Genomic DNA, 22,797 nt, shown 5'->3' on the forward strand with positions numbered 1-22,797 from the left:
CCGAACCGGTTGATGATCTTCTCGCAGCCGCCACGACGGAAGGCGAGCCGGCTACGGCCCGCTCGTCACCTGCGCGGGCGGGCGGTTCATGCGGTACACGAGCGGACCTTTCGGCCCGATGGTCGTCGTGCCTACCGGTTCGAAACCCATTGCGGTCCAGAAGGGAATGTTTCCCTCCTTGCAGATCCCGTAGGTGATGCGACGTTCGTGGTCCATTCGCTCGAAGATGGAGCTCGTCAATGCCCGTCCGACGCCCGAACGATGCAGTGACGGCTCGATTCCCAGATACACCCACAGGACGGCCTGGTCGTCGGGGGCTCCGGCGAGCAGCGTCCTGTCCATCTGGATGCCGGGTCGGACGCCGCGTCCCATGGCCCACAACAGGTGCGGTCCGCTGATTGCCTTGCGCCACCACGGTTCCGGCGGTGAGTCGTGCGGATACCAGAGGCTGACGCCGACGATCCTGCCGTCGATGGTCGCGACCTCGGCCCCGTCGATGGGCAGATACCGATGACGGATCAACGCGGACATCATGCGTCGTTGCTTCTTCGGTCGTGTGCGGTCGTTCGGGAAGAAGTACCCGCTGACCGGATCCTCGACCTGGAATGCACGGGCCATCACTTCGGACATCTCTCGGATGTCTGCTTTCGTGGCGTACCTGATCTCAACCGACATTCTCGTTGTCCTTTTCCAATGGGGTCGAAACAGTCTCGTGCACAAGTTTTTTCGGGTGCAGCCACCAGTTGGCCTCGCCCATCAGCTTGACCGTTGCGGGGACGAGCAACATGCGTACGACGGTGGCGTCGAGTATCAGTCCGACGATGATGCCGATTCCGACGAGGCGCATCATCGCGAGTTCGGACAACGAGAAGAATGCGGTGACGGTGATGAGCAGCAGTGCGGCTGCCGTGACGACGCGGCCGGTGCGTGCGGCGCCGATTCTCACTGCGTCACGCGTACTCGCGCCTGCGTCGTGCGCTTCGACGATGCGGGACAGCAGGAAGATCTCGTAGTCCGTGGACAATCCGAACACGACGGCCATGATGAGGATGCTCATGGTGGCTTGCAGCGGCGCCGGTGTGATCCCGACGATCCCTGCCCCGTGGCCGTCGTGGAACACCCAGGTCAGCACGCCGAACGTCGCGGCCAGGCTGAGTATTGCCATGACGATTGCTTTGGTGGACAACACGATCGAGCGAAACGCGGCCGTCGTGACGACGAACGTCGCAGCGATCATGATCGCGAACATCCACGGAATGGTGTCGTAGATCGACGAGATGCCGTCCTGGCTCAACGCTGTCGCTCCGCCGATGCGGATCACGGTGCCGTCCGGCGCCTCGATGTCGCGAAGGCGGGACACGGTGTCGAGTGCGCTCTCGGTGCGATCCGGTGAGGTCAGGATGGCCCTGATGACCCCGTAGTTCTCGGCGCTGCCCGACGGTATGGCGGCCGCGATGCCGTCGACGCGTCCCATCTCGGCGGCCAGTTGCTGCACGACGAGGGCGTCCGGGGGAGAACCGTTGTCGGACTGGACCATCACCGTGACGCCCGAGTTGGCGAGAGGGAAATCGGCGAACAGCTTGTCGGTCGCGATGCGGGCGGGCGCGTCGGAGGGCAGTCCCTTGTGGTCGAGGTCGCCGAGTGCGACGCCGAAGATCGGCGCCGCGAGCAGTCCGAGGAACGCGAGAATCGAGACCGCGACGACGGCGGGCCGTCGCATCACGCGCTCGGCCACCGAACCCCAGAACCGTTCGGCGCGAGCGTCACCGCGCTCGGCTGCGCCCCTACGCCAACTCAACGAATCGATACGTGGCCCGAGCACTGCGAGTGTGGCGGGCAGCGCCGTCAGCGACACGAACGCCGACACCGCGACCGCAGCCATTCCGCCGAAACCGAGTGACCGAATCATCGCCTGCGGAAAGATCAGCATGCCGACGAAACCGCACACGAGCAGCAGCGCCGAGAACGCGACGGTGCGACCTGCCGTGGCCATCGTGCGATACACGGCCTGGTCGACGGCGGCGCCGCGTCGTAGCTCCTCCCTGAATCTCGTCAGGACGAACAAGCTGTAGTCGACGGCCATGCCGAGGCCGACGAGGCTCGCGATGTTCGTGGCGAAGATGCTCACCTCGGTGAACTGCGACAGCACTCGCATGACGGCAAGGGACGCCAGAATGCTGAGACCGCCGATGCACAGCGGGACGGCGGCGGCGGTGACGCCCCCGAAGATGACGAGCAGCAACACCATCAGGATCGGGAACGTGATGGTCTCGGCTCGGACGAGATCGGACCGCGCCTCGGTGTTGTACGCGTCGGCGATGGTCGAGAAGCCGCCGAACTGCACGTCGACACCGTCGATCTGCAGGTCGTCTCGAATGTCGACGAACGTCTTGACTCGCGCGTCCTCGTCGCCGGTCATCGTCAGGACGGCCAGCGCGGATCGTCCGTCGAACGACGTCAAGCCCTGGGCGATGGTCGGCGGCATGTTCCAGTACGTTACCGGATCGCGAGCGAGGAGCGAGGAGTCGATGCCCGCAAGGTTCTGCTCGACGTCGCCGCGGATGTCCTCGACGGTGCGGCCGTCGGTCGGCGTGTACAGAACGGCGACGTCCGGCACCTGACGACCGAACTGTGCCTCGACGATCCGGTCGACCTGCGCTGCCTCGCTGCCCGGGTCCGAGTATCCGCCCACGCTGAGCTGGCTCAGCACGCCGACGCCCCACACGCCTGCGACGACGATGACGGTGACGCATGTGGCGACCACGAATCGAGCACGGCGAACCACGAATTGCGCGAACGTGTTCGGACGCGCCGTTCGATCGCCACGTGTCATGAAGCCCCCCGGGTGACCGCGAAACGGCCTTGAATGAACGCGAGAGTACACCGATCGTCCGACGCGGGCGACACTGTCGACGAAGTCCGTGCGATGTTATCGTGCAGCCGCGCAAATATGTTCCGCTGCTGCACGTTTCGCACCGCACCATGATCAAGCGTTCAACTTCCGCGCCTACGATGTGGAGAAGTATGAATACCAGAAATTCTTCGGTGGCGGTCCGTCATTTCGCCGATGCACTCCCGGACCGAGTGGTGGACAACGCCGAGCTGTGTGCCACGGTCGATTCGAGCGACGAATGGATCAGAGCAAGGACCGGCATCGAGGCACGACGATTTCTCGAGGACGGTGCCGCGGCATCCGACCTGGCGCTGAGGGCCGCGAGATCCGTACTGCACCAGAGCGGCCTTGCGGCAATGGATCTGGACGCGATCGTGTTGGCGACAGTGAATCCGGATCAGCCGTTCCCGTCGACGGCGCTCACCGTTGCTCAGTCGCTCGGTGCGGTCCGGGCCGTTCCCATCGATCTGACGCAGGCGGCGTGTTCCGGCGGGCTGCTCGGGCTGGAACTGGCCGCGTCGATGATCGGAGATCGTTACCGAATCATCCTGGTGCTCGCGGTGGAAGTGCTGTCGCGCCAGACGAATCCGAACGATCGGACGACGCGCATCTTCTTCGGTGACGCGGCAGGCGGTGCGCTCGTGACCGCGGAGACGGATCCCGCGAGGGGGATCAGGTCGTCGACCATCGAATCGGAACTGGACATGTCCGTCGGTATCAGCGGCGGGGGATCGCGTCATCCTCTCACTGCCGACGCCGTCGCGGACGGTCGACACTTCGTGTACATGGACGGTCGACGAGTGTGGAAACTGGCGACGGTGCTGCTGCCTGCGGTGGTGCGCAAGGCCGTCGACGACGCGGGGTTGACGCTCGACGACGTCGATCATCTCGTTCTCCATCAGGCCAATCGCACCATCATCGAGACCGTCGTCGACACGCTCGGTATGCCGCGGGAGAAGGCGCCCATCACGGTGGACAGACTCGGAAACACCGGCGCGGCCAGTATTTTCACGGTTCTTGCCGAGCTCGAGCGCGCGAAGCTCACGAGCCAGGGGAAGGTGACCGTCATCGCGACCATCGGTGCCGGATTCATCTGGGGCGCAATCGTTCTGATTCACTAGGGGCGTCGCCCTCGTGCGTGCGAATGTATAGCGGGCTATACATTCGCACGCACGTGCGCCGAAGGCGCCTACCCGAGAATCTCCGCAACCGTCGTCAACGCGGTGTCGATCTGCTCGCGCGTGTGTTCGCTCGAGATGAAAAACCGCAGGCGCTCCTCGCCGAGAGGCACCGACGGGTGGGTGATCGAATTCGCGTTGATGCCCGCCTGCAGCAGGCCGACTCCGGCCAGCACCGCCTTCTGCGTGTCACCGACGATGATCGGCAGAATCGGCGTGCCCTCGGCGAGGCCGGTGCGGAATCCGAGGGCTTGACTCTGCGCGAAGGCGTACGACGCGTTGTCCCGCAGTCGAGCAACGCGTTCCGGTTCGCGGTCGACGATGTCGAGCGCGGCAAGTGCGGCGGCGATCGACGCCGGAGCAGGTGCAGTCGCGAACATGCTGAGACCGGGCGCGGAGTACTTGAACGCACGAATCAGTTCGCGTGAGCCGGCGAGAAATCCGCCGACGCTGCCCAACGCCTTGGACATCGTGCCCATCCAGACGTCGACGGCGTCACCGGGGAGGCCGTACAGCTCGCGGATGCCGTGGCCGTGTTCGCCGAGGACGCCGAACGAATGTGCCTCGTCGATCATCACCGCGCAGTCGTACTTGCGTGCCACGTCGATCAGCGGGGGGAGCAGCGCGACGTCGCCGTCCATGCTGTAGTGGCTTTCCAGAACGACCATCGCACGCCTGAAGCTGCCGCGCGACATCTTCAAGACCGCTTCCAATGCGGCAGGATCGTTGTGTCGGAACGAGATTCGCCGACACCCCGCCCATTCGGTACCGGACACGATACTGCTGTGCACCAGGGCGTCGCAGACCGCGAGATCGCCCTGGCCCAGCAGATATCCGACGGCGGCTGCATTGGTCAGGTAGCCGCTCGTCGTGATGACGGCGTCGTCGACGTCGTACGTCTCGGCGATGCGACGTTCGAACTCGGCGTACAGCGGGATCTGCCCGGACACGATGCGGCTGGCCGATACCGACGTGCCGTACTCGTCGATCGCCGCCTTCGACGCCTCCGCGACCCGCTTGTCGGCGCTGAGCCCGAGGTAGTTGAAGCATCCGAAGTTGATCATGTCGCGATCGAGCTGGCGGATCGTGGGTCCGCTCGTGCCCTGGTGCGGCAGGTACAGCGGGTTCGGCACGTTCAGACTGTCGAACATGCGATCCACGCCGTCGAACTGCGCGACGGTGGCAACGATGTCCGGGTGCGCCAGCAGGCCACGGTCACCGGGGGCCGCGACACTGCTCGGTTGTGGGGTTCGCGGTGCCGTCGGTGCCGACTCGGCGGTCTCGGTCACCTGCACCGTCGAATAGCCGGTGCGTGCGAGCAACTGCCTCGCGATCTCGCGGGAGTCGGCGGTCACGATGCGGTCCCGACGGGCTCGTGCGCGGCGTCGGCGTCCGGTGCAGGCATGACGTCGACCGCGATGGGCGACGGTGCCGGTGCCGCCTCGCCCTCCGCCCGCGCGGTGAGTGTCGCCGCGAGCTTCGCGCCGATGGCCGAGAGGCCATGTCCTCGGCCGAATTCGAGCACCGACAGTTCGAGGCCGACGGCTTTGCCGACGCGCGCCGCGAATTCGACGGCCATCAGTGAGTCCAGTCCCAGCTCGGGCAACGGCGTCTGGACGTCGACTGCATCGGCGTCGATTCCCATCACGACGGCCAACTGCTCGGCGAGGACGAATGTCATGACCTCCGCGCGCTGCTCTTCCGGCAGGGCGAGGATCTCGGCTTGCAACGCCGAGATTCCCGAGCCTCCGGTGCTGGCCGCCGCGATGTGTGCAGCGAACCTCGGGATGTTGGCCGATGCCGGGTTGGCGACGCCCCACTGCTCCCAGTCGATGCCGACGAGGGCGACGTGTGGGATGTCGAGGGTCAGGGCTTCGCGAAGGTACAGCGTGGCGACGTCCATGTCGATGTTCCTGAACCCGAGCATCTCGAGATAACGCACCACTTCCGGCTTGGCTTCGGCCATCCCGCCACCGCCCATCGATCCCCAGCTGACGGTGAACGCGGACTTTCCCCGGTTCCGACGCGACCACGAGAGAGCGTCGAGCACCGAGTTGGCCGCCGAGTACGACACCTGGGGAGCGCCGCCGGTGAGACTGCTCATCGACGAGAACATCACGAAGATGTCCGGGTCGACGTGCGCCTCCTCGAGCGCGCGATCCATGTTCACCGCACCGCTGACTTTAGGGAGGAACACGCTGCGCAGCGAGTCCTGGTCGATGTCGGCGACCGGGTGGTTGTTGACCACGCCTGCCGTGTGGAAGACACCGCGGAGTGGATGCGCGTCGTCGATTCGGCCGATCATCGAGGCAACCGCGTCGTAGTCGGCGATGTCGACGAGTTCTTCGCTGACCAAAATGCCTGCAGCCGAGAACGATTCGAGATTCTCGCGGGCCCGATCCGTCGTCGCGCCATTGCGTCCGACAAGAACGAGATGACGGGCACCGGAGTCGACGAGCCACCGCGCGACGGCGGAACCGAAGGCGCCGAAGCCACCGGTGATCAGGTAGGTGGCGTCGGGATCGATGTCGACCGTCGGAATTCGGGGCTTCACGACGGGTGCGTCCTCGTCGAGGCTGAGCACGACGCGACCCGTGTGGCTCGATCTGACGACGGCGTCGAACGCCTCGCCGACCTGATCGAGCCGGTAGGTCGTGTACGGCAGGTGCACGTAGTCGCCTACCTTCATCTTGTCGACGACCTCGCGGGTGATCTGCCGGGCCAGATCGGGCTTGAAGTTGAACATGCGATCCATGTCGACCGCGTAGAACGTCAGGTTCTTGTCGAACGGTTTCAGGTCCATGACACCGCCGAAGTAGATGTCCGCCTTGCCGATCTCGACGATTCGCGCGAATTCGGCTGCCACATGCAGGTTCTGGGCCATGATTTCGCCGGGGGAGGAGTTGAACACGACGTCGACGCCCAGGCCGTCGGTGAGTGTCATGACGTCCTCGGAATAGTTCAGCGACCGCGACGCCAGCACGTCGTGCGCGCCCGCCTCACGGGCCACCTCCCGACGCTCGTCCGTGCCCGCCGTTCCGATGACCCTCGCGCCGAGCGCTCGTGCGACCTGAACGGCCGCGAGTCCCATGCCGCCTGCGGCGCCGTGCACGAGAACCGTCTCACCCGGTTGCACGCGCGCCAGGTGAACGAGGCCGTAGTGCGAACAGAGAAACGGCAGGATCGACGAGCACCAGCCCGCTTCCCAGCCGTCGGGAATGGGCATCGTGCCGCCTTCGTCGATGCCGACGGTGACGTAGCGACGCATCATGTCCCGGGCACACACGCCCATCTGATCACCGGGAGCGACCTCGGTGACGCCCGGTCCGACGCGGGTGACGACGCCCGCGCCTTCGAGTCCGAGTCGCGTCCCGAAGTAGGTGCCGTCGAGTTCCTTGTCGGTCAGCACTCCCATGACCTTCAGGGGATCCTTGTAGTTGAGGCCGATCGTCTCCATGCGCACCTCGACCTCACCCGGCCCGGGAGCGCGACGGTCGTGCACGCGAAAGGCCAGGTCCGACAGCAGCTTCGACTTCGGTACCTCGACCGCGAACGATTTTTCACGGTCGCGCAGGACGGTGGGCTGCTCCCGGACCGCGAGGTGCTCGTCCAGGTTGCTCTTCAACGTGATCACCCAGCGCGAGGTCTGCCGCAGTGCGACCTCGTCGGCGACATCGGAGGCGAACGATCCGCATGCGAACGTCTCGGTGACGAGTTCGGAGTCCGTAGTCGAGGGCTCGGTGTCGACGAGCCGCCATCCGGCGGCGGACTGCTCGTTCCGCAGCGAGCGCCTCGCGCCGACGAGTCCCGCGTGGGTCAGGTCGGCGCCGTCGATGTCGCCCGGCATGCAGAACGCCCGCTGGGTGACGACGGCTGTCGACAATGATCCGGGATCGACGGCGGGCCCGGTCTCGTCGCCGTAGATCGCGAGGTGAACAGCACGCGCGACGACGAGCAGCGACGCGACCGAGTCGGCCGGCTCGTCGAAGCGGCCGGCCACCGCGACGACGGTGACGTGGTCGACGCCGTCGACCGACAGCGCCTCGCGGAGGGCGGCCACCAACTCGTGGTGCGTCGTCGAATCCGCGTGCAGGACCGATGAATTCCGACGCGACGCGGCGATCGCGTCGACTCGCGTGGTCGTCGACGCGTCGGCGTGACCGAGTACGACGACGAGCGCGAAGTCGCGGGCTTGCTCGGGGAGAACGGCGCCGGGATCGCGGTTGTCCCGAAGCTCCCACACCGGTTCGTAGAACACCGACGACATCTGCGCGTGCAGGCTCTGCGGCGGAGCGATGGGACGGAATTCGACGGCGTTCATCGTCACCGCGGCACGTCCCTCGTCGTCGGTGACGGCGATGTCGGCACGCATCGGATCGGTCGACGTGCGCCGGACGACGACGGTCGCGTGGTCGGGAATCGGTCCGTAGCGTCGCACCGTTCCCATCGCTGCGGGCACGACGGCGCCGGTGACTCCGGACGGATTCGCCAGCGTCGCAACGCATTGCAAGGCGGTGTCGAGAACGGCCGGGTGGACGAGGTGGCCGGAGCCGGCTTGCGCGGCTGCGTCGATGGATGCGACGACGATGTCGGCGCCGATCCGTGCCGACTCGATTCCCTGGAATGCCGGCCCGTACTGCAGTCCAGCCGCATGCAGCAGCGGATACAGAGCCTGCCCGGTGATCTCGTGTTCGACGTCGGGAGTGTCCGCCGCGACGAACGGTGCCTCGAAATTTCCTTCGACGAGGCGACCGGTCGCGTGGAGCGACCAGCTCGTCGACGACGCGGGCCGCGAGCGGATGACGAAACGTCGCGTGCTGTCCTCGACGGCGACCTGCAGCACGGGCACGTCGTGCGTGTCGACGACGAGGGGAGCGACGAACTCGACGTGTTCGAGGCCGACCTCGGGGCGGTTCGACCGCACCGCGGCCGCACTGAGGGCCGCGTCGAGATACGCGGTTCCCGGTAGCAGCACGAGGCCGTCGACGACGTGGTCGCGTAGCCACGGCAGCTGCGAAACCGCCAGTTCGACGGTCCATTCCGACGCGGCCGCGGCGGTCCGGTCACCGAGCATCGGGTAGACGGTGTTCGTGCCGAATCGGTCGGCGACCGAGGCCTCGTCCTCGTTCCACACGCGCGTGCGCTGCCACGGGTACGCGGGGAGGTCGACGTGCGGCGACGCGACAGCGTCGCCGGGGGCGAAGATGCGTCCGTCGAACGCGCCCGCGGCGTACAGGCCGGCCACCGTCGCAGACAGGCTCACGACGTCGTTCTGCTTGCGGACGAGTGTGCCGATCGACGTGCCGGGATCGCCCGAGCGAATCAAGATCTCACGGATGTTGCCCGACAGGACGGGGTGCGGCCCGACTTCGAGGAACAGACGTCGGCCCTGCGCGATCAGTGCGGCGATCGTGTCGGCGAACCGCACCGGCTTGCGGACGTTGTCGCACCAGTAGGCGGCGTCCCAGTGTGCGCCCGTGACGCGTTCGGCGGTGACGGTCGAATAGAGCGCCAGCCCGGGAACGTGCGGATCCAGGGATGCGAGAGCCGACGACACCTCGCCGAGAATCGGATCCATCAGATGGCTGTGGTACGGCACCTCGACGTGCAGACGCTTGGCGAATATACCTGCTGCGGTGAGGGATTCGGCCAAAGAGGTGAGGTGTTCGACGTCGCCTGCAAGCGTCACCGCGGTCGGGCTGTTGACGGCTGCGACGGACACGTGGGACACCATGTCGTCGCCCGCCTCGGCGAGTCGGGCCAGGGCGTCGGCCTCCGACAGTCCGACGGCCAACATCGATCCGCTGCCGGCCGTGGTGGCCTGCAGCCGCGCGCGATGACAGCTGACGAGGAGAGCGTCGTGCAGACTCAGTGCGCCACTGATGTAGGCGGCGCTGACCTCACCGACGCTGTGGCCGACGACGGTGTCGGGTTCGATTCCCATGGACCGCAATTCGGCGACGAGCGCCACCTGCACCAGGAAGTTCGCGGGCTGCGCGACTTCGGTGTCGGTGACGCGCGACGACTCCTCGTCGCGGCTCAATTCCTCGATGATTGACCATCCGGCGATCTCGGTGAACGCGTCGTCGATGATCCGGGCTTCATGGGCGAAGACGCCACCCTCGTTCAGAAGGTCACGAGCCATGCCCCACCACTGCGGTCCCATGCCGCTGAACACGAACACGGGTGCGCCGCCGCCGTCGACGGTATGTGCGGATTGTCCGGTACCCGAGGCGAATTCGCGTAGGACTTCGAGCAGGGTGGTGGCGTCGGTGTACTTGACCGACGCGCGGACGGGGTGGTGTGCCCGACGCGTCCACGCCGCTGCGGTGAATGCGCGCACGATGTCGTCGGCGGCATCCGGTGCGGCTTCGACAAGGGACTGCAGACGGTCGGCGAGAGTCGCCGCGACCTCGCGGACGGCTGCGTCGGTGCGGGCGGAGAGTGGGAAGATCCGCGGACCCGACACGCGAGGCGTCGACACCGCGGAGGCGGGCGCGTCGTGCATGATGACGTGCGCGTTGGTGCCGCCGTAGCCGAAACCGTTGATGGCGACGACGGGCCGGGAGTACGCGTCGGGGAACGGTTCGGGATCCAGCGGGATGCGAATCTGCAGGTCGTCGAACAGAATTGCAGGGTTGAGCGCCTCCAGCCAGGCCTGCGGCGCGATGGTTCTGTGGTGGATCGACAGGGCGCTCTTGATGACGCTCGCGATGCCGGCGGCTGCCTCGGTATGGCCGATCGACGCCTTGATGGATCCGACGACGAGCGGAGTCGTACGACCGGGCACCGTGCCGTAGGCGCCGCCGAGTGCCTCGATCTCCAACGGATCGCCGACGGCCGTGCCCGTTCCGTGTGCCTCGACGTATCCGACCTCACTGGGGTCGATACCGGCCTCCGCGCAGACCCGTTCGGCCAGCGTGCGCTGCGAGACGGGGTTCGGGACGGGGATGGCGATCGTGCGCCCGTCCTGGTTGACGCCGGATCCGCGGATCACCGAGTAGATCCGGTCACCGTCGCGCACCGCGTCGGCGAGCGGCCGGAGCAGCACCATGCCCGCACCCTCACCGCGGCCGTACCCGTCGGCGGTGGCGTCGAACGACTTGGATCGGCCGTCGAACGCGAGGAAGCGGCCCTTGCACATCGAGACGAACGTCTCGGGACGGATCATCGTGTTGACGCCGCCGACGAGCGCCATGTCGCATTCACCGCGGTCGAGGGCGCGGACGGCCTCGTGCATCGCGACGAGCGAAGACGAGCACGCCGTATCGATGGTCATCGACGGACCGACCAGGTCCAACGCGTACGAGATGCGGTTCGACAACAACGTGTGCGACGAACTGGTGGCACTGTGCGCATTGATGAACGGGCGCACCGACGGCGCACCACGAAGCCCGGCCGAGTCGTTGGTGAATCCGCCGACGTAGACGCCGATCGGAGCGCCCGTGATGCGGCCGGCGTGCCCCGCGTCGTCCAGGGCTTCCCATGCGACCTCGAGTAGCAGACGCTGCTGCGGATCGGTCACCGACGCCTCACGTGGGGAGATGCCGAAGAATTCGGGATCGAAATCCCACAGCGACTGCGTCAGAAACCCGCCGCGACGGGTGTACATGCGCCCCGGCGCCTCGGGATCGGGGTCGTAGAACCGGTCGGCGTTCCACCGATCGGCAGGGATGTCGACGATGCCGTCGCCCTTCGAGATCATGAACTCCCAGAAACTCTGCCCGTCGTGAACTCCGCCCGGGAATCGGCATCCGATACCGACAAGTGCAATCTCGACCATGAATCTCCCCCGACTACTGTGCGACGGCCCACCAGAGATGTGAGCCCCGTCCGACCCCGAATACGTACTGCGCTCGTGAAGACAGCGAACTCCCCGAGTCGGGTGAATACAACCAGACTCTGCACCGAACCGCCATAGGAATGATGGTGCGGCACTCGTTGTCTCGATACGCGTTGGCAAAGTACAAGATTGAACTTTGCCTGGGGGTGGGGCGGTTCTGCCGTGGTCGCTATCGTTGTGAATAGCGTTGCCAGGCAATAGATTTCGAATGAAGCACAGGAACTGTTGCGGCGCAACGAAATCCGACCATTCCGGCGCTGTGGGTCGTTACAGATTTACAGCGAGTGCGAACGGTGTAACGCGGCCGACTGGAACGCTCCCATGTGTGTCCGGGGTGAGCGGCTGGGTGGCCCCGCGCCCCGTACCGCGCACGTTGCAGCGAATGCGCGGGTTGCAACGTGCGCGCCGGCTGGAACCTGCGCGGCTGTGATCCCGGGTGGGCCCCGCGCCCCGTACCGCGCACGTTGCAGCGAATGCGCGGGTTGCAACGTGCGCGCGGGCTAGAACCTGCGCGGCTGCGATTCCGGGGTGGCCCGAGTTCCGTATCGCGCACGTTGCAGCGAATGCGCGGGTTGCAACGTGCGCGCCGGCTGAAACCTGCGCGGCCGCGATCACGGCCCCCTGGAACCCGCGCGCACGAAAACCGGACCGGCCCGAGACCCGCCGGTTTTGCGCCACGCGGGGCTGTCCCTCTTGACGCGGGCGCGGCGAGGGGTCACTCTTGTCCCGGAAGCACCCCGCAGCGATCGGGAGGACCGATTCGCAGACCCGCGACACGCCGCCGCCGAGCGCCACGCAGGTTCACATCTCGGGTGCTACTTTTGATGCCCCTGTTGCGCTCTGCGCCGATGTGGGGTACCTTTGGACGTTGCGCTGGCTGCCTCCTGTCCACCTCTCGATTGCTGTGTCTGCGAAGTCGAACTTCGAAGAGATTGCAGTGGGGATTCGGTCTTGGTTGTGACCAGTGAATTCGCCCCACATATAGCAAGCAGATACAGCGGCGGTCGCACTGCACGAGCGGCCCGCGTGAGGTGCTGGAAGGACGCATCTTGGCAGTCTCTAGCCAGACCAAGGCAGTTGTCGGAACACCGGGAGCCCCGAGGAGGGTTTCGTTCGCGAACATCCGCGAACCGTTGGAGGTACCCGGTCTCCTCGATGTACAGACGGACTCTTTCGAATGGCTGGTAGGCGCGCAGTCCTGGCGCGACCGTGCCGCCGCGCGCGGTGACGGTGAAGTCACCGGTGGTCTCGAGGACATCCTGACGGAGCTCTCTCCGATCGAGGACTTCTCGGGCTCGATGTCTCTTTCCTTCTCCGATCCTCGATTCGACGAGGTCAAGGCCTCGCAGGACGAGTGCAAGGACAAGGACATGACGTACGCGGCTCCGCTGTTCGTCACTGCCGAGTTCATCAACAACAACACCGGTGAGATCAAGAGCCAGACGGTGTTCATGGGTGATTTCCCCATGATGACCGACAAGGGCACGTTCATCATCAACGGCACCGAGCGTGTCGTCGTCTCGCAGCTCGTTCGTTCCCCCGGCGTCTACTTCGACCACACGGTCGACAAGACGACGGAGAAGGACCTGCACAGCGTCAAGGTCATCCCCGGCCGTGGTGCATGGCTCGAGTTCGACGTCGACAAGCGCGACACCGTGGGTGTTCGTATCGACCGCAAGCGTCGTCAGCCGGTCACCGTGCTGCTGAAGGCTCTCGGCTGGACCACCGAGCAGATCACGGAGCGCTTCGGCTTCTCCGAGATCCTGATGGCCACGCTCGAGAAGGACAACACCGCCGGTACCGACGAGGCACTCCTCGACATCTACCGCAAGCTGCGTCCGGGCGAGCCCCCCACGAAGGAGAGCGCGCAGACGCTCCTGGAGAACCTGTTCTTCAAGGACAAGCGCTACGACCTCGCTCGCGTGGGCCGCTACAAGATCAACAAGAAGCTCGGCCTGAACTCCGGCCAGCCGATCGTCGCGTCGACCCTCACCGAGGAAGACATCGTCGCGACCATCGAGTACCTCGTGCGTCTGCACGCAGGTGAGACCTCGATGACGGCTCCCGGCGGCGTCGAGGTTCCCGTCGAGGTCGACGACATCGACCACTTCGGCAACCGTCGTCTCCGCACGGTCGGCGAGCTGATCCAGAACCAGATCCGCGTCGGCCTGTCCCGCATGGAGCGCGTTGTTCGCGAGCGGATGACCACTCAGGACGTCGAGGCGATCACGCCGCAGACCCTGATCAACATCCGTCCCGTCGTGGCTGCGATCAAGGAGTTCTTCGGAACGTCCCAGCTGTCGCAGTTCATGGACCAGAACAACCCGCTGTCGGGTCTGACGCACAAGCGTCGTCTGTCGGCTCTCGGCCCCGGTGGTCTGTCGCGTGAGCGCGCGGGCCTCGAGGTTCGTGACGTCCACCCGTCGCACTACGGCCGCATGTGCCCGATCGAGACCCCCGAGGGTCCGAACATCGGTCTGATCGGTTCGCTCTCGGTGTACGCGCGGGTCAACCCGTTCGGCTTCATCGAGACGCCGTACCGCAAGGTCGTCGACGGCCAGGTCACCGACGAGGTCGACTACCTGACGGCCGACGAAGAGGATCGCCACACGCTCGCGCAGGCGAACTCGCTCGTCGACGATCAGGGTCGCTTCGTCGAGGACAAGATTCTCGTCCGTCGTAAGGGTGGAGAGGTCGAGTTCGTCTCGTCCGCCGACATCGACTACATGGACGTCTCGCCGCGCCAGATGGTGTCCGTCGCCACCGCGATGATTCCGTTCCTCGAGCACGACGACGCCAACCGTGCCCTCATGGGCGCGAACATGCAGCGTCAGGCCGTCCCGCTGGTGCGCAGCGAGTCGCCGATCGTCGGTACCGGCATGGAGCTCCGCGCTGCCGTCGACGCCGGTGACGTCGTCATCACCGACAAGACGGGCGTCGTCGAAGAGGTGTCCGCGGACTACGTCACGGTCATGGCCGACGACGGCAGCCGCAAGACGTACCGCATGCGCAAGTTCGCGCGCTCGAACCAGGGCACGTGTGCCAACCAGCGTCCGATCGTGGACGAGGGTCAGCGCGTCGAGGCCGGCCAGGTCCTCGCCGACGGTCCCTGCACCGAGAACGGTGAGATGGCGCTCGGCAAGAACCTGCTGCTCGCGATCATGCCGTGGGAAGGCCACAACTACGAGGACGCGATCATCCTGTCGCAGCGCCTCGTGGAAGAGGACGTTCTCACCTCGATCCACATCGAAGAGCACGAGATCGACGCCCGCGACACCAAGCTCGGTGCCGAGGAGATCACTCGTGACATCCCGAACGTCTCCGACGAGGTCCTCGCCGACCTCGACGAGCGCGGCATCATCCGTATCGGTGCCGAGGTTCGTGACGGCGACGTGCTGGTCGGAAAGGTCACGCCGAAGGGCGAGACCGAGCTGACCCCGGAAGAGCGTCTGCTGCGCGCCATCTTCGGTGAGAAGGCTCGCGAGGTTCGTGACACGTCGCTGAAGGTTCCTCACGGTGAGAGTGGAAAGGTCATCGGCATTCGCGTGTTCTCGCGCGAGGACGACGACGACCTGCCTCCCGGCGTCAACGAGCTCGTGCGCGTGTACGTCGCGCAGAAGCGCAAGATCCAGGACGGCGACAAGCTCGCAGGCCGCCACGGAAACAAGGGCGTCATCGGCAAGATCCTCCCGCAGGAGGACATGCCGTTCCTGCCCGACGGCACCCCGATCGACATCATCCTGAACACGCACGGTGTTCCGCGTCGTATGAACATCGGTCAGGTTCTGGAGACCCACCTCGGGTGGATCGGCAAGACCGGATGGAACGTGCAGATCGCCGCGGACGGCACGAAGCCCGATTGGGCCGACCGCCTTCCGGAGGAGATGCTGGCGGCTCCGGCCGACAGCAACATCGCCACCCCGGTGTTCGACGGCGCCAAGGAGCACCAGCTCGCTGGTCTGCTCGAGAGCACCATCCCGAACCGTGACGGCGAGCAGATGGTCGGCCCCGACGGCAAGGCCACGCTGTTCGACGGCCGCTCCGGCGAGCCGTTCCCGTACCCGGTGTCGGTGGGCTACATGTACATCATCAAGCTGCACCACTTGGTCGACGACAAGATCCACGCTCGTTCGACCGGTCCGTACTCGATGATCACGCAGCAGCCCCTCGGCGGTAAGGCCCAGTTCGGTGGTCAGCGCTTCGGTGAGATGGAGTGCTGGGCCATGCAGGCCTACGGTGCGGCATACACGCTGCAGGAGCTTCTGACCATCAAGTCCGACGACGTGGTCGGTCGCGTGAAGGTGTACGAGGCCATCGTCAAGGGCGAGAACATCCCCGAGCCCGGCATTCCCGAGTCCTTCAAGGTGCTCCTCAAGGAGCTCCAGTCGCTGTGCCTCAACGTGGAGGTGCTGTCCTCGGACGGCGCAGCCATCACGATGGCCGACGGCGACGACGAAGATCTCGAGCGTGCGGCAGCCAACCTGGGAATCAACCTTTCCCGCAACGAAGCTGCCACGGTCGACGACCTCGCCCAGTAGTTCTTGGTCCCCGGGCCTGCAGTGACGCGGGCCCAGGGGCGTTAGTTCTTGTTTTCGATTCGGCAGTACAACACCCATCACGGGGAAAGGAAGTTACGTGCTCGACGTCAACTTCTTCGATGAACTCCGCATTGGCTTGGCCACGGCGGACGACATCCGTAACTGGTCCTACGGCGAGGTCAAGAAGCCGGAGACCATCAACTACCGCACGCTCAAGCCCGAGAAGGACGGCCTCTTCTGCGAGAAGATCTTCGGCCCCACCCGGGACTGGGAGTGCTACTGCGGCAAGTACAAGCGCGTCCGCTTCAAGGGCATCATCTGTGAGCGCTGCGGCGTCGAGGTCACTCGCGCCAAGGTGCGTCGTGAGCGCATGGGCCACATCGAACTGGCTGCACCCGTCACGCACATCTGGTACTTCAAGGGCGTCCCGTCGCGCCTCGGTTACCTGCTCGACCTGGCTCCGAAGGATCTGGAAAAGATCATCTACTTCGCTGCCTACGTCATCACCTCGGTCGACGACGAGCTCCGCCACAACGAGCTCTCGACGCTCGAGGCCGAGATGGAGGTCGAGAAGAAGGCTGTCGCCGATCAGCGCGACGCCGATCTCGAGGCTCGCGCGCAGAAGCTCGAAGCCGACATCGCCGAGCTCGAGGCAGAGGGCGCGAAGTCCGATGTCCGCCGCAAGGTCAAGGACGGCGGCGAGCGCGAGATGCGTCAGCTCCGCGATCGTGCGCAGCGTGAACTGGATCGTCTCGAGGAGATCTGGAACACCTTCACCAAGCTGGCTCCGAAGCAGCTCATCGTCGACGAGCTCATCTACCGCGAGCTCACCGACCGCTACGGCGAGTACTTCACCGGCGCCATGGGTGCCGAGTCGATCCAGAAGCTCATGGAGACCTTCGACGTCGACGCCGAAGCCGAGATCCTGCGCGAGACCATCCGCAGCGGCAAGGGCCAGAAGAAGCTTCGCGCACTGAAGCGTCTGAAGGTCGTCGCAGCGTTCCAGGCCGGCCGTAACTCGCCGATGGGCATGGTCCTCGACGCCGTCCCGGTCATCCCGCCGGAGCTTCGTCCGATGGTGCAGCTCGACGGTGGGCGTTTCGCGACGTCCGACCTCAACGACCTGTACCGCCGCGTCATCAACCGCAACAACCGCCTCAAGCGACTGATCGACCTCGGTGCTCCCGAGATCATCGTCAACAACGAGAAGCGGATGCTGCAGGAGTCGGTCGACGCCCTGTTCGACAACGGCCGTCGTGGACGTCCGGTCACCGGACCGGGTAACCGCCCGCTGAAGTCGCTGTCCGACTTGCTCAAGGGCAAGCAGGGTCGTTTCCGTCAGAACCTGCTCGGTAAGCGCGTCGACTACTCGGGCCGTTCGGTCATCGTCGTCGGTCCTCAGCTGAAGCTGCACCAGTGTGGTCTGCCGAAGCTGATGGCTCTCGAGCTGTTCAAGCCGTTCGTGATGAAGCGTCTGGTCGATCTGAACCACGCGCAGAACATCAAGTCGGCCAAGCGCATGGTCGAGCGTCAGCGTCCCCAGGTGTGGGACGTCCTCGAAGAGGTCATCGGCGAGCACCCCGTGCTGCTGAACCGTGCACCTACGCTGCACCGGTTGGGCATCCAGGCGTTCGAGCCGCAGCTCGTCGAGGGCAAGGCCATCCAGCTGCACCCGCTCGTCTGTGAGGCGTTCAACGCCGACTTCGACGGTGACCAGATGGCCGTGCACCTGCCGCTGTCCGCCGAGGCTCAGGCCGAGGCACGCGTGCTGATGCTGTCGTCGAACAACATCCTGTCGCCTGCATCGGGCCGTCCGCTCGCCATGCCGCGTCTGGACATGGTCACCGGTCTGTTCCACCTGACGCGCCTCGATCCGGGCGCCAAGGGCGAGCACGTCGACGCCAGCGCCGACGCCGCCGAGTTCGGTACGTACTCGAGCCCGGCCGAGGCACAGATGGCCGTCGATCGTGGCGTGCTGACCGTGCAGTCGCAGATCAAGGTTCGGCTGACGCAGCAGCGTCCGCCGCGCGACATCGAGGCCGAGCTGTTCCCGAACGGCTGGAACCGTGGCGACGGCTGGACCGCCGAGACCACCCTCGGACGCGTCATCTTCAACGAGCTGCTTCCGGCGGACTACCCGTTCGTCAACGAGCAGATGCCGAAGAAGCGTCAGGCCACGATCATCAACGATCTCGCCGAGCGCTACCCGATGATCGTCGTCGCGCAGACCGTCGACAAGCTCAAGGACGCAGGCTTCTACTGGGCCACGCGTTCGGGCGTCACCATCTCGATCTCCGACGTGCTCGTGCCGCCGGAGAAGCCGCAGATCATGGAGTCGTTCGAGGCCCAGGCCGACCAGATCGAGAAGAAGTACCAGCGTGGTGCTCTCGACCACGCCGAGCGCAACTCGGCTCTGGTCAAGATCTGGCAGGACGCGACCGAGCAGGTCGGTAAGGCCATGGAGGCGCACTTCCCCGACGACAACCCGATCCCGATGATCGTGAAGTCCGGCGCAGCCGGAAACATGACTCAGGTTCGTTCGCTCGCCGGCATGAAGGGTCTGGTGACCAACCCGAAGGGTGAGTTCATCCCGCGTCCGATCAAGTCTTCCTTCAAGGAAGGCCTGACGGTCCTCGAGTACTTCATCAACACGCACGGTGCTCGTAAGGGTCTGGCCGACACGGCGCTTCGTACCGCCGACTCGGGCTACCTGACGCGTCGTCTCGTCGACGTGTCGCAGGACGTCATCGTTCGCGAGGTCGACTGTGGCACCGAGCGCGGCATCACCACGACCATCGCCGAGAAGCTCGCCGACGGCACGATGATCCGTGACGCTCACGTCGAGACCAGCACCTACGCTCGTACGCTGGCCGCCGACGCGACCGACGACAACGGAAACGTCATCGTCGCTCGTGGACACGACCTGGGTGACCCAGCCATCGATGCTCTGCTCGAGGCAGGCGTCACGACGGTCAAGGTCCGTTCGGTGCTCACCTGCACCACCGGCACCGGCGTCTGCGCCACGTGCTACGGACGCAGCATGGCGACCGGCAAGCTCGTCGACATCGGTGAGGCCGTCGGTATCGTCGCCGCACAGTCCATCGGTGAGCCCGGTACCCAGCTGACCATGCGTACCTTCCACCAGGGTGGTGTCGCCGGAGACGACATCACCGGTGGTCTGCCTCGCGTGCAGGAGCTGTTCGAGGCACGTGTGCCGAAGGGCAAGGCTCCCATCGCGGACGTGTCGGGACGCATCCAGCTCGAGGACGGCGATCGTTTCTACAAGATCACCATCATTCCGGACGACGGCGGCGAAGAGGTTGTCTACGACAAGCTCTCGAAGCGTCAGCGTCTGCGCGTCTTCAAGCACGACGACGGCACCGAGCGCCTGCTGGCGGACGGTGACCACGTCGAGGTCGGCCAGCAGCTCATGGAAGGTGCTGCCGATCCGCACGAGGTTCTGCGCGTGATGGGTCCTCGCCAGGTTCAGATTCACCTGGTGAACGAGGTCCAGGAGGTGTACCGGTCGCAGGGTGTGTCGATTCACGACAAGCACATCGAGACGATCGTGCGCCAGATGCTCCGTCGCGTCACGATCATCGACTCCGGCTCCACCGAGTTCCTGCCCGGTTCTCTGACCGAGCGCAGCGAGTTCGAGGCGTCGAACCGTCGGGTCGTGTCCGAGGGCGGCGAGCCCGCAGCCGGACGTCCGGTCCTGATGGGTATCACCAAGGCGTCGCTGGCAACGGATTCGTGGCTGTCGGCAGCGTCCTTCCAGGAGACCACTCGTGTGCTCACCGATGCGGCCATCAACACCCGCAGCGACAAGCTCATCGGCCTCAAGGAGAACGTCATCATCGGTAAGCTCATCCCGGCCGGAACCGGTATCAACCGGTACCGCAACATCCAGGTGCAGCCGACCGAAGAGGCACGTGCCGCGGCATACGCGGTGCCGTCGTACGACGATCAGTACTACAGCCCGGACGGCTTCGGCCAGAACACCGGTGCCGCAGTGCCGCTCGACGACTACGGTTTCTCCAACGAATACCGGTAGGCGCCTTCGGCGCACGTGAGTGCGAATGTATAGCCCGCTGTACATTCGCACTCACGACGAGAGCCCCGCATCCTGTGAGATGCGGGGCTTTTCGCGTTATCGGTGGCAGACCGCTTCGAGGTCGATACCGTTGAGATCCCGGACGAACGCGCCGTAGTACGACGCGTGGTACTCGGGCTGCAGGCCGGGCGGTCGCAGTTCGACGGCACCGGCCGCTAAAGCGGCGACGTGGAAGGCGTCGACGGTGTCGTGGTCGGCAGCGGTGAACGCAAGATGGGTGTGCGGACCGATCTGCGCACCTGGGGCGTCGACGATCCAGAAGAACGGTTTTCGGTCCGCCCATCCGAAGGCGATCATGGGGAGCTGGTCGGTGCCCGCGGGAACCCGCATGATCTCGGTGATGCCGAGGGGTGCGAGGGCTGCGCCGTAGAAGGCGGCGCTCGCGGAAAGGTCGGAGACGCCGACGTTGAGATGGTCGATCTGTGATCCTGAGCGGTCCGGTGTGGTCATGGAACACAGCATGCCGTCGATTGCGGACAACTACGGCCCTTCGTGATCGGTTCATGTGCACGTCCCCTCGATGACGGGTCCTGTTGACCGGCGTCCGAGAGCCTCGAACGATGGTGAGACGAGGAAACGACGTATCCATCGGCCGTGACATCTCCCTACGCGGGGGTTCGACGCGGCGACAGTTTCTGACGTGGAGCGCACTGGTCGGTGCGCTGGCGTTCACTCCTGAGCTGACTGGAATCCCCGCCGCGAACGCGCAATCGGTTGTCCCGCCGGACTTTCCGTTTCGACTGGGTGTTGCGTCCGGTGACCCGTTGCCCGACTCGGTGGTCCTGTGGACTCGGCTCGCGACGGATCCCTTCGCGCCGCTGGGTGGAATGAACCCGGGGGTCGTTCCGGTGCAGTGGCAGATCGCTGCCGACGAGAAGTTCGGGCGCATCGTCACCCAAGGTGTCGAGCTGGCTACGAAATTCGACGGCTGGTCGGTCCACGTCGACGTGGAGGGACTGGAGCCGGCCCGCGAATACTTCTACCGTTTCCTCGTCGGTGCACATGCCAGCACCGTGGGTCGCACGAAAACTGCTCCGGCACCGGGTCAGTCGCTCGGCCGTCTCGACTTCGCGTGGGCGTCGTGCCAGAAGTGGGAAGACGGATTCTTCGACGCGTACAAGGATGTGGCGTCGTCGAATCTCGATGTCGTGTTCTTCCTCGGTGACTACATCTACGAGTACGCGATCAAGGACGAGGGAGCGCGCGCAGGTAAAGCGCGGCCCGACTCCGCCGCACGAGAAACCATGGTGCTCAACGACTATCGCGACCGCTATGCCATGTACAAGGCCGACGAGAATTTGGCCGCGGCGCACGCGTCGGCGCCGTTCGTGACGACGTTCGACGATCACGAGGTCGACAACAACTGGGCGTCGCAGATCAGTCAGGACGACGACGATCCAAAACAATTTCTCCTCCGAAGAGCCGATGCCTTCAAGGCGTGGTGGGAGAACATGCCCGTCCGCGCAAATCTGAGACCTTCAGGCCCCGACATGAAGGTGTACCGGCGCTTCTCGTTCGGCGATCTGGTCGACTTCTCCGTCCTCGACACCCGCCAGTACCGCAGCGATCAGGCCAACGGCGACGGCGAGCACGCGCAGAACGCCGAGACCGCGGACCCGTCGCGCACCATCACGGGCGCCGAGCAGGAGCAGTGGATTCTCGACGGCTTCTCCTCGCCGTCGAAGTGGAATTTCCTTGCGCACCAGACTGTCATCTCGGATCTCGCACGCGGACTCGACGCCGACCGCAAGGTAGGAATGGATCCCTGGAGCGGGTACGAGGCGTCGCGCCACCGCATTCTCGATGGTGCACGCGACCGCGGAACGAACAACGTGGCGTCGATCGTCGGCGACATCCACCGCACGATCGTGTCGGAGCTTCGACGCGACTACCAGGATCAGGTGTCGCCGGTGGTGGGCGTCGAGATCGCGACGACGTCGATCGCGTCGGGCAAGGACGGTGCCGACGTCGACACGACAGGCGCCGCCATTGCACACGGCTCACCCCACGTGAAGTTCGGCAATGCGCGACGCGGCTACCTGCGTGCCTCGTTGACGCCGAGCGAATGGCGTTCGGAGGTACGGGTTCTCGACGCGGTCTCCACACCCGGCAACGCCGTCCGCACGGCTGCGACGGTCACCGTTCCGGACGGCAGCCCCGAGATCGACCTGCGCTGACGCACCCGTGCGTGGAGAGTTGGACCCCGATGCAACTATCCACGCACGGACGCG

The 22,797-nt window shown here is 65.4% G+C and carries 9 protein-coding genes; 4 read left to right on the forward strand and 5 right to left on the reverse strand.

Going from position 1 to position 22,797, the window contains the following annotated elements; translation table 11 throughout:
• Positions 1–51: 51 nt before the first annotated feature.
• Entirely contained in the window at positions 52–675 is a 624-nt protein-coding gene (locus A3K89_RS16005) for an N-acetyltransferase (RefSeq protein ID WP_068427712.1), read from the reverse strand.
• Positions 665–2,833, reverse strand: a complete 2,169-nt coding sequence (locus tag A3K89_RS16010) for an MMPL family transporter (protein WP_174551440.1) — start codon at positions 2,831–2,833, stop codon at positions 665–667. Before A3K89_RS16010 ends, A3K89_RS16005 begins: the two co-directional genes overlap by 11 nt.
• 212 nt (positions 2,834–3,045) lie before the next feature.
• Here A3K89_RS16010 and A3K89_RS16015 point away from each other — a divergent pair, with 212 nt between their 5' ends.
• Positions 3,046–4,014 (forward strand): 3-oxoacyl-ACP synthase III family protein, encoded by a 969-nt coding sequence (locus tag A3K89_RS16015; protein WP_254303554.1) that lies wholly within the window; start codon positions 3,046–3,048, stop codon positions 4,012–4,014.
• 68 nt (positions 4,015–4,082) lie between these two features.
• Here A3K89_RS16015 and A3K89_RS16020 read toward each other — a convergent pair whose 3' ends face one another.
• Complete coding sequence (locus A3K89_RS16020; protein WP_068427716.1) at positions 4,083–5,426, reverse strand: aminotransferase class I/II-fold pyridoxal phosphate-dependent enzyme; 1,344 nt, start codon at positions 5,424–5,426, stop codon at positions 4,083–4,085.
• Positions 5,423–11,854, reverse strand: coding sequence for a type I polyketide synthase (locus A3K89_RS16025; RefSeq protein WP_068427718.1), 6,432 nt, complete (start codon positions 11,852–11,854; stop codon positions 5,423–5,425). Before A3K89_RS16025 ends, A3K89_RS16020 begins: the two co-directional genes overlap by 4 nt.
• Before the next feature lie 1,091 nt (positions 11,855–12,945).
• On the opposite strand from A3K89_RS16025, the gene rpoB reads away from it, so the two are divergent.
• Both rpoB and A3K89_RS16035 read left to right on the forward strand, forming a co-directional pair.
• Positions 12,946–16,452 (forward strand): DNA-directed RNA polymerase subunit beta, encoded by a 3,507-nt coding sequence (gene rpoB / locus A3K89_RS16030; RefSeq protein ID WP_068427720.1) that lies wholly within the window; start codon positions 12,946–12,948, stop codon positions 16,450–16,452.
• A gap of 97 nt (positions 16,453–16,549) precedes the next feature.
• The gene (locus A3K89_RS16035) at positions 16,550–20,506 is read left to right on the forward strand and encodes a DNA-directed RNA polymerase subunit beta' (RefSeq protein ID WP_068427722.1); all 3,957 of its coding nucleotides are present in this window, start codon (positions 16,550–16,552) and stop codon (positions 20,504–20,506) included.
• Positions 20,507–20,602: 96 nt separating this feature from the next.
• On the opposite strand, the gene A3K89_RS16040 is transcribed toward A3K89_RS16035, so the two are convergent.
• Positions 20,603–21,016 (reverse strand): VOC family protein, encoded by a 414-nt coding sequence (locus tag A3K89_RS16040; protein ID WP_068427724.1) that lies wholly within the window; start codon positions 21,014–21,016, stop codon positions 20,603–20,605.
• Positions 21,017–21,126: 110 nt separating this feature from the next.
• Between A3K89_RS16040 and A3K89_RS16045 the strand changes: the two genes are divergently transcribed.
• The gene (locus A3K89_RS16045) at positions 21,127–22,743 is read left to right on the forward strand and encodes an alkaline phosphatase D family protein (protein WP_068427726.1); all 1,617 of its coding nucleotides are present in this window, start codon (positions 21,127–21,129) and stop codon (positions 22,741–22,743) included.
• Positions 22,744–22,797: the final 54 nt, after the last annotated feature.

Source organism: Rhodococcoides kyotonense, from assembly GCF_001645385.1.
GTDB lineage: Bacteria > Actinomycetota > Actinomycetes > Mycobacteriales > Mycobacteriaceae > Rhodococcoides > Rhodococcoides kyotonensis_B.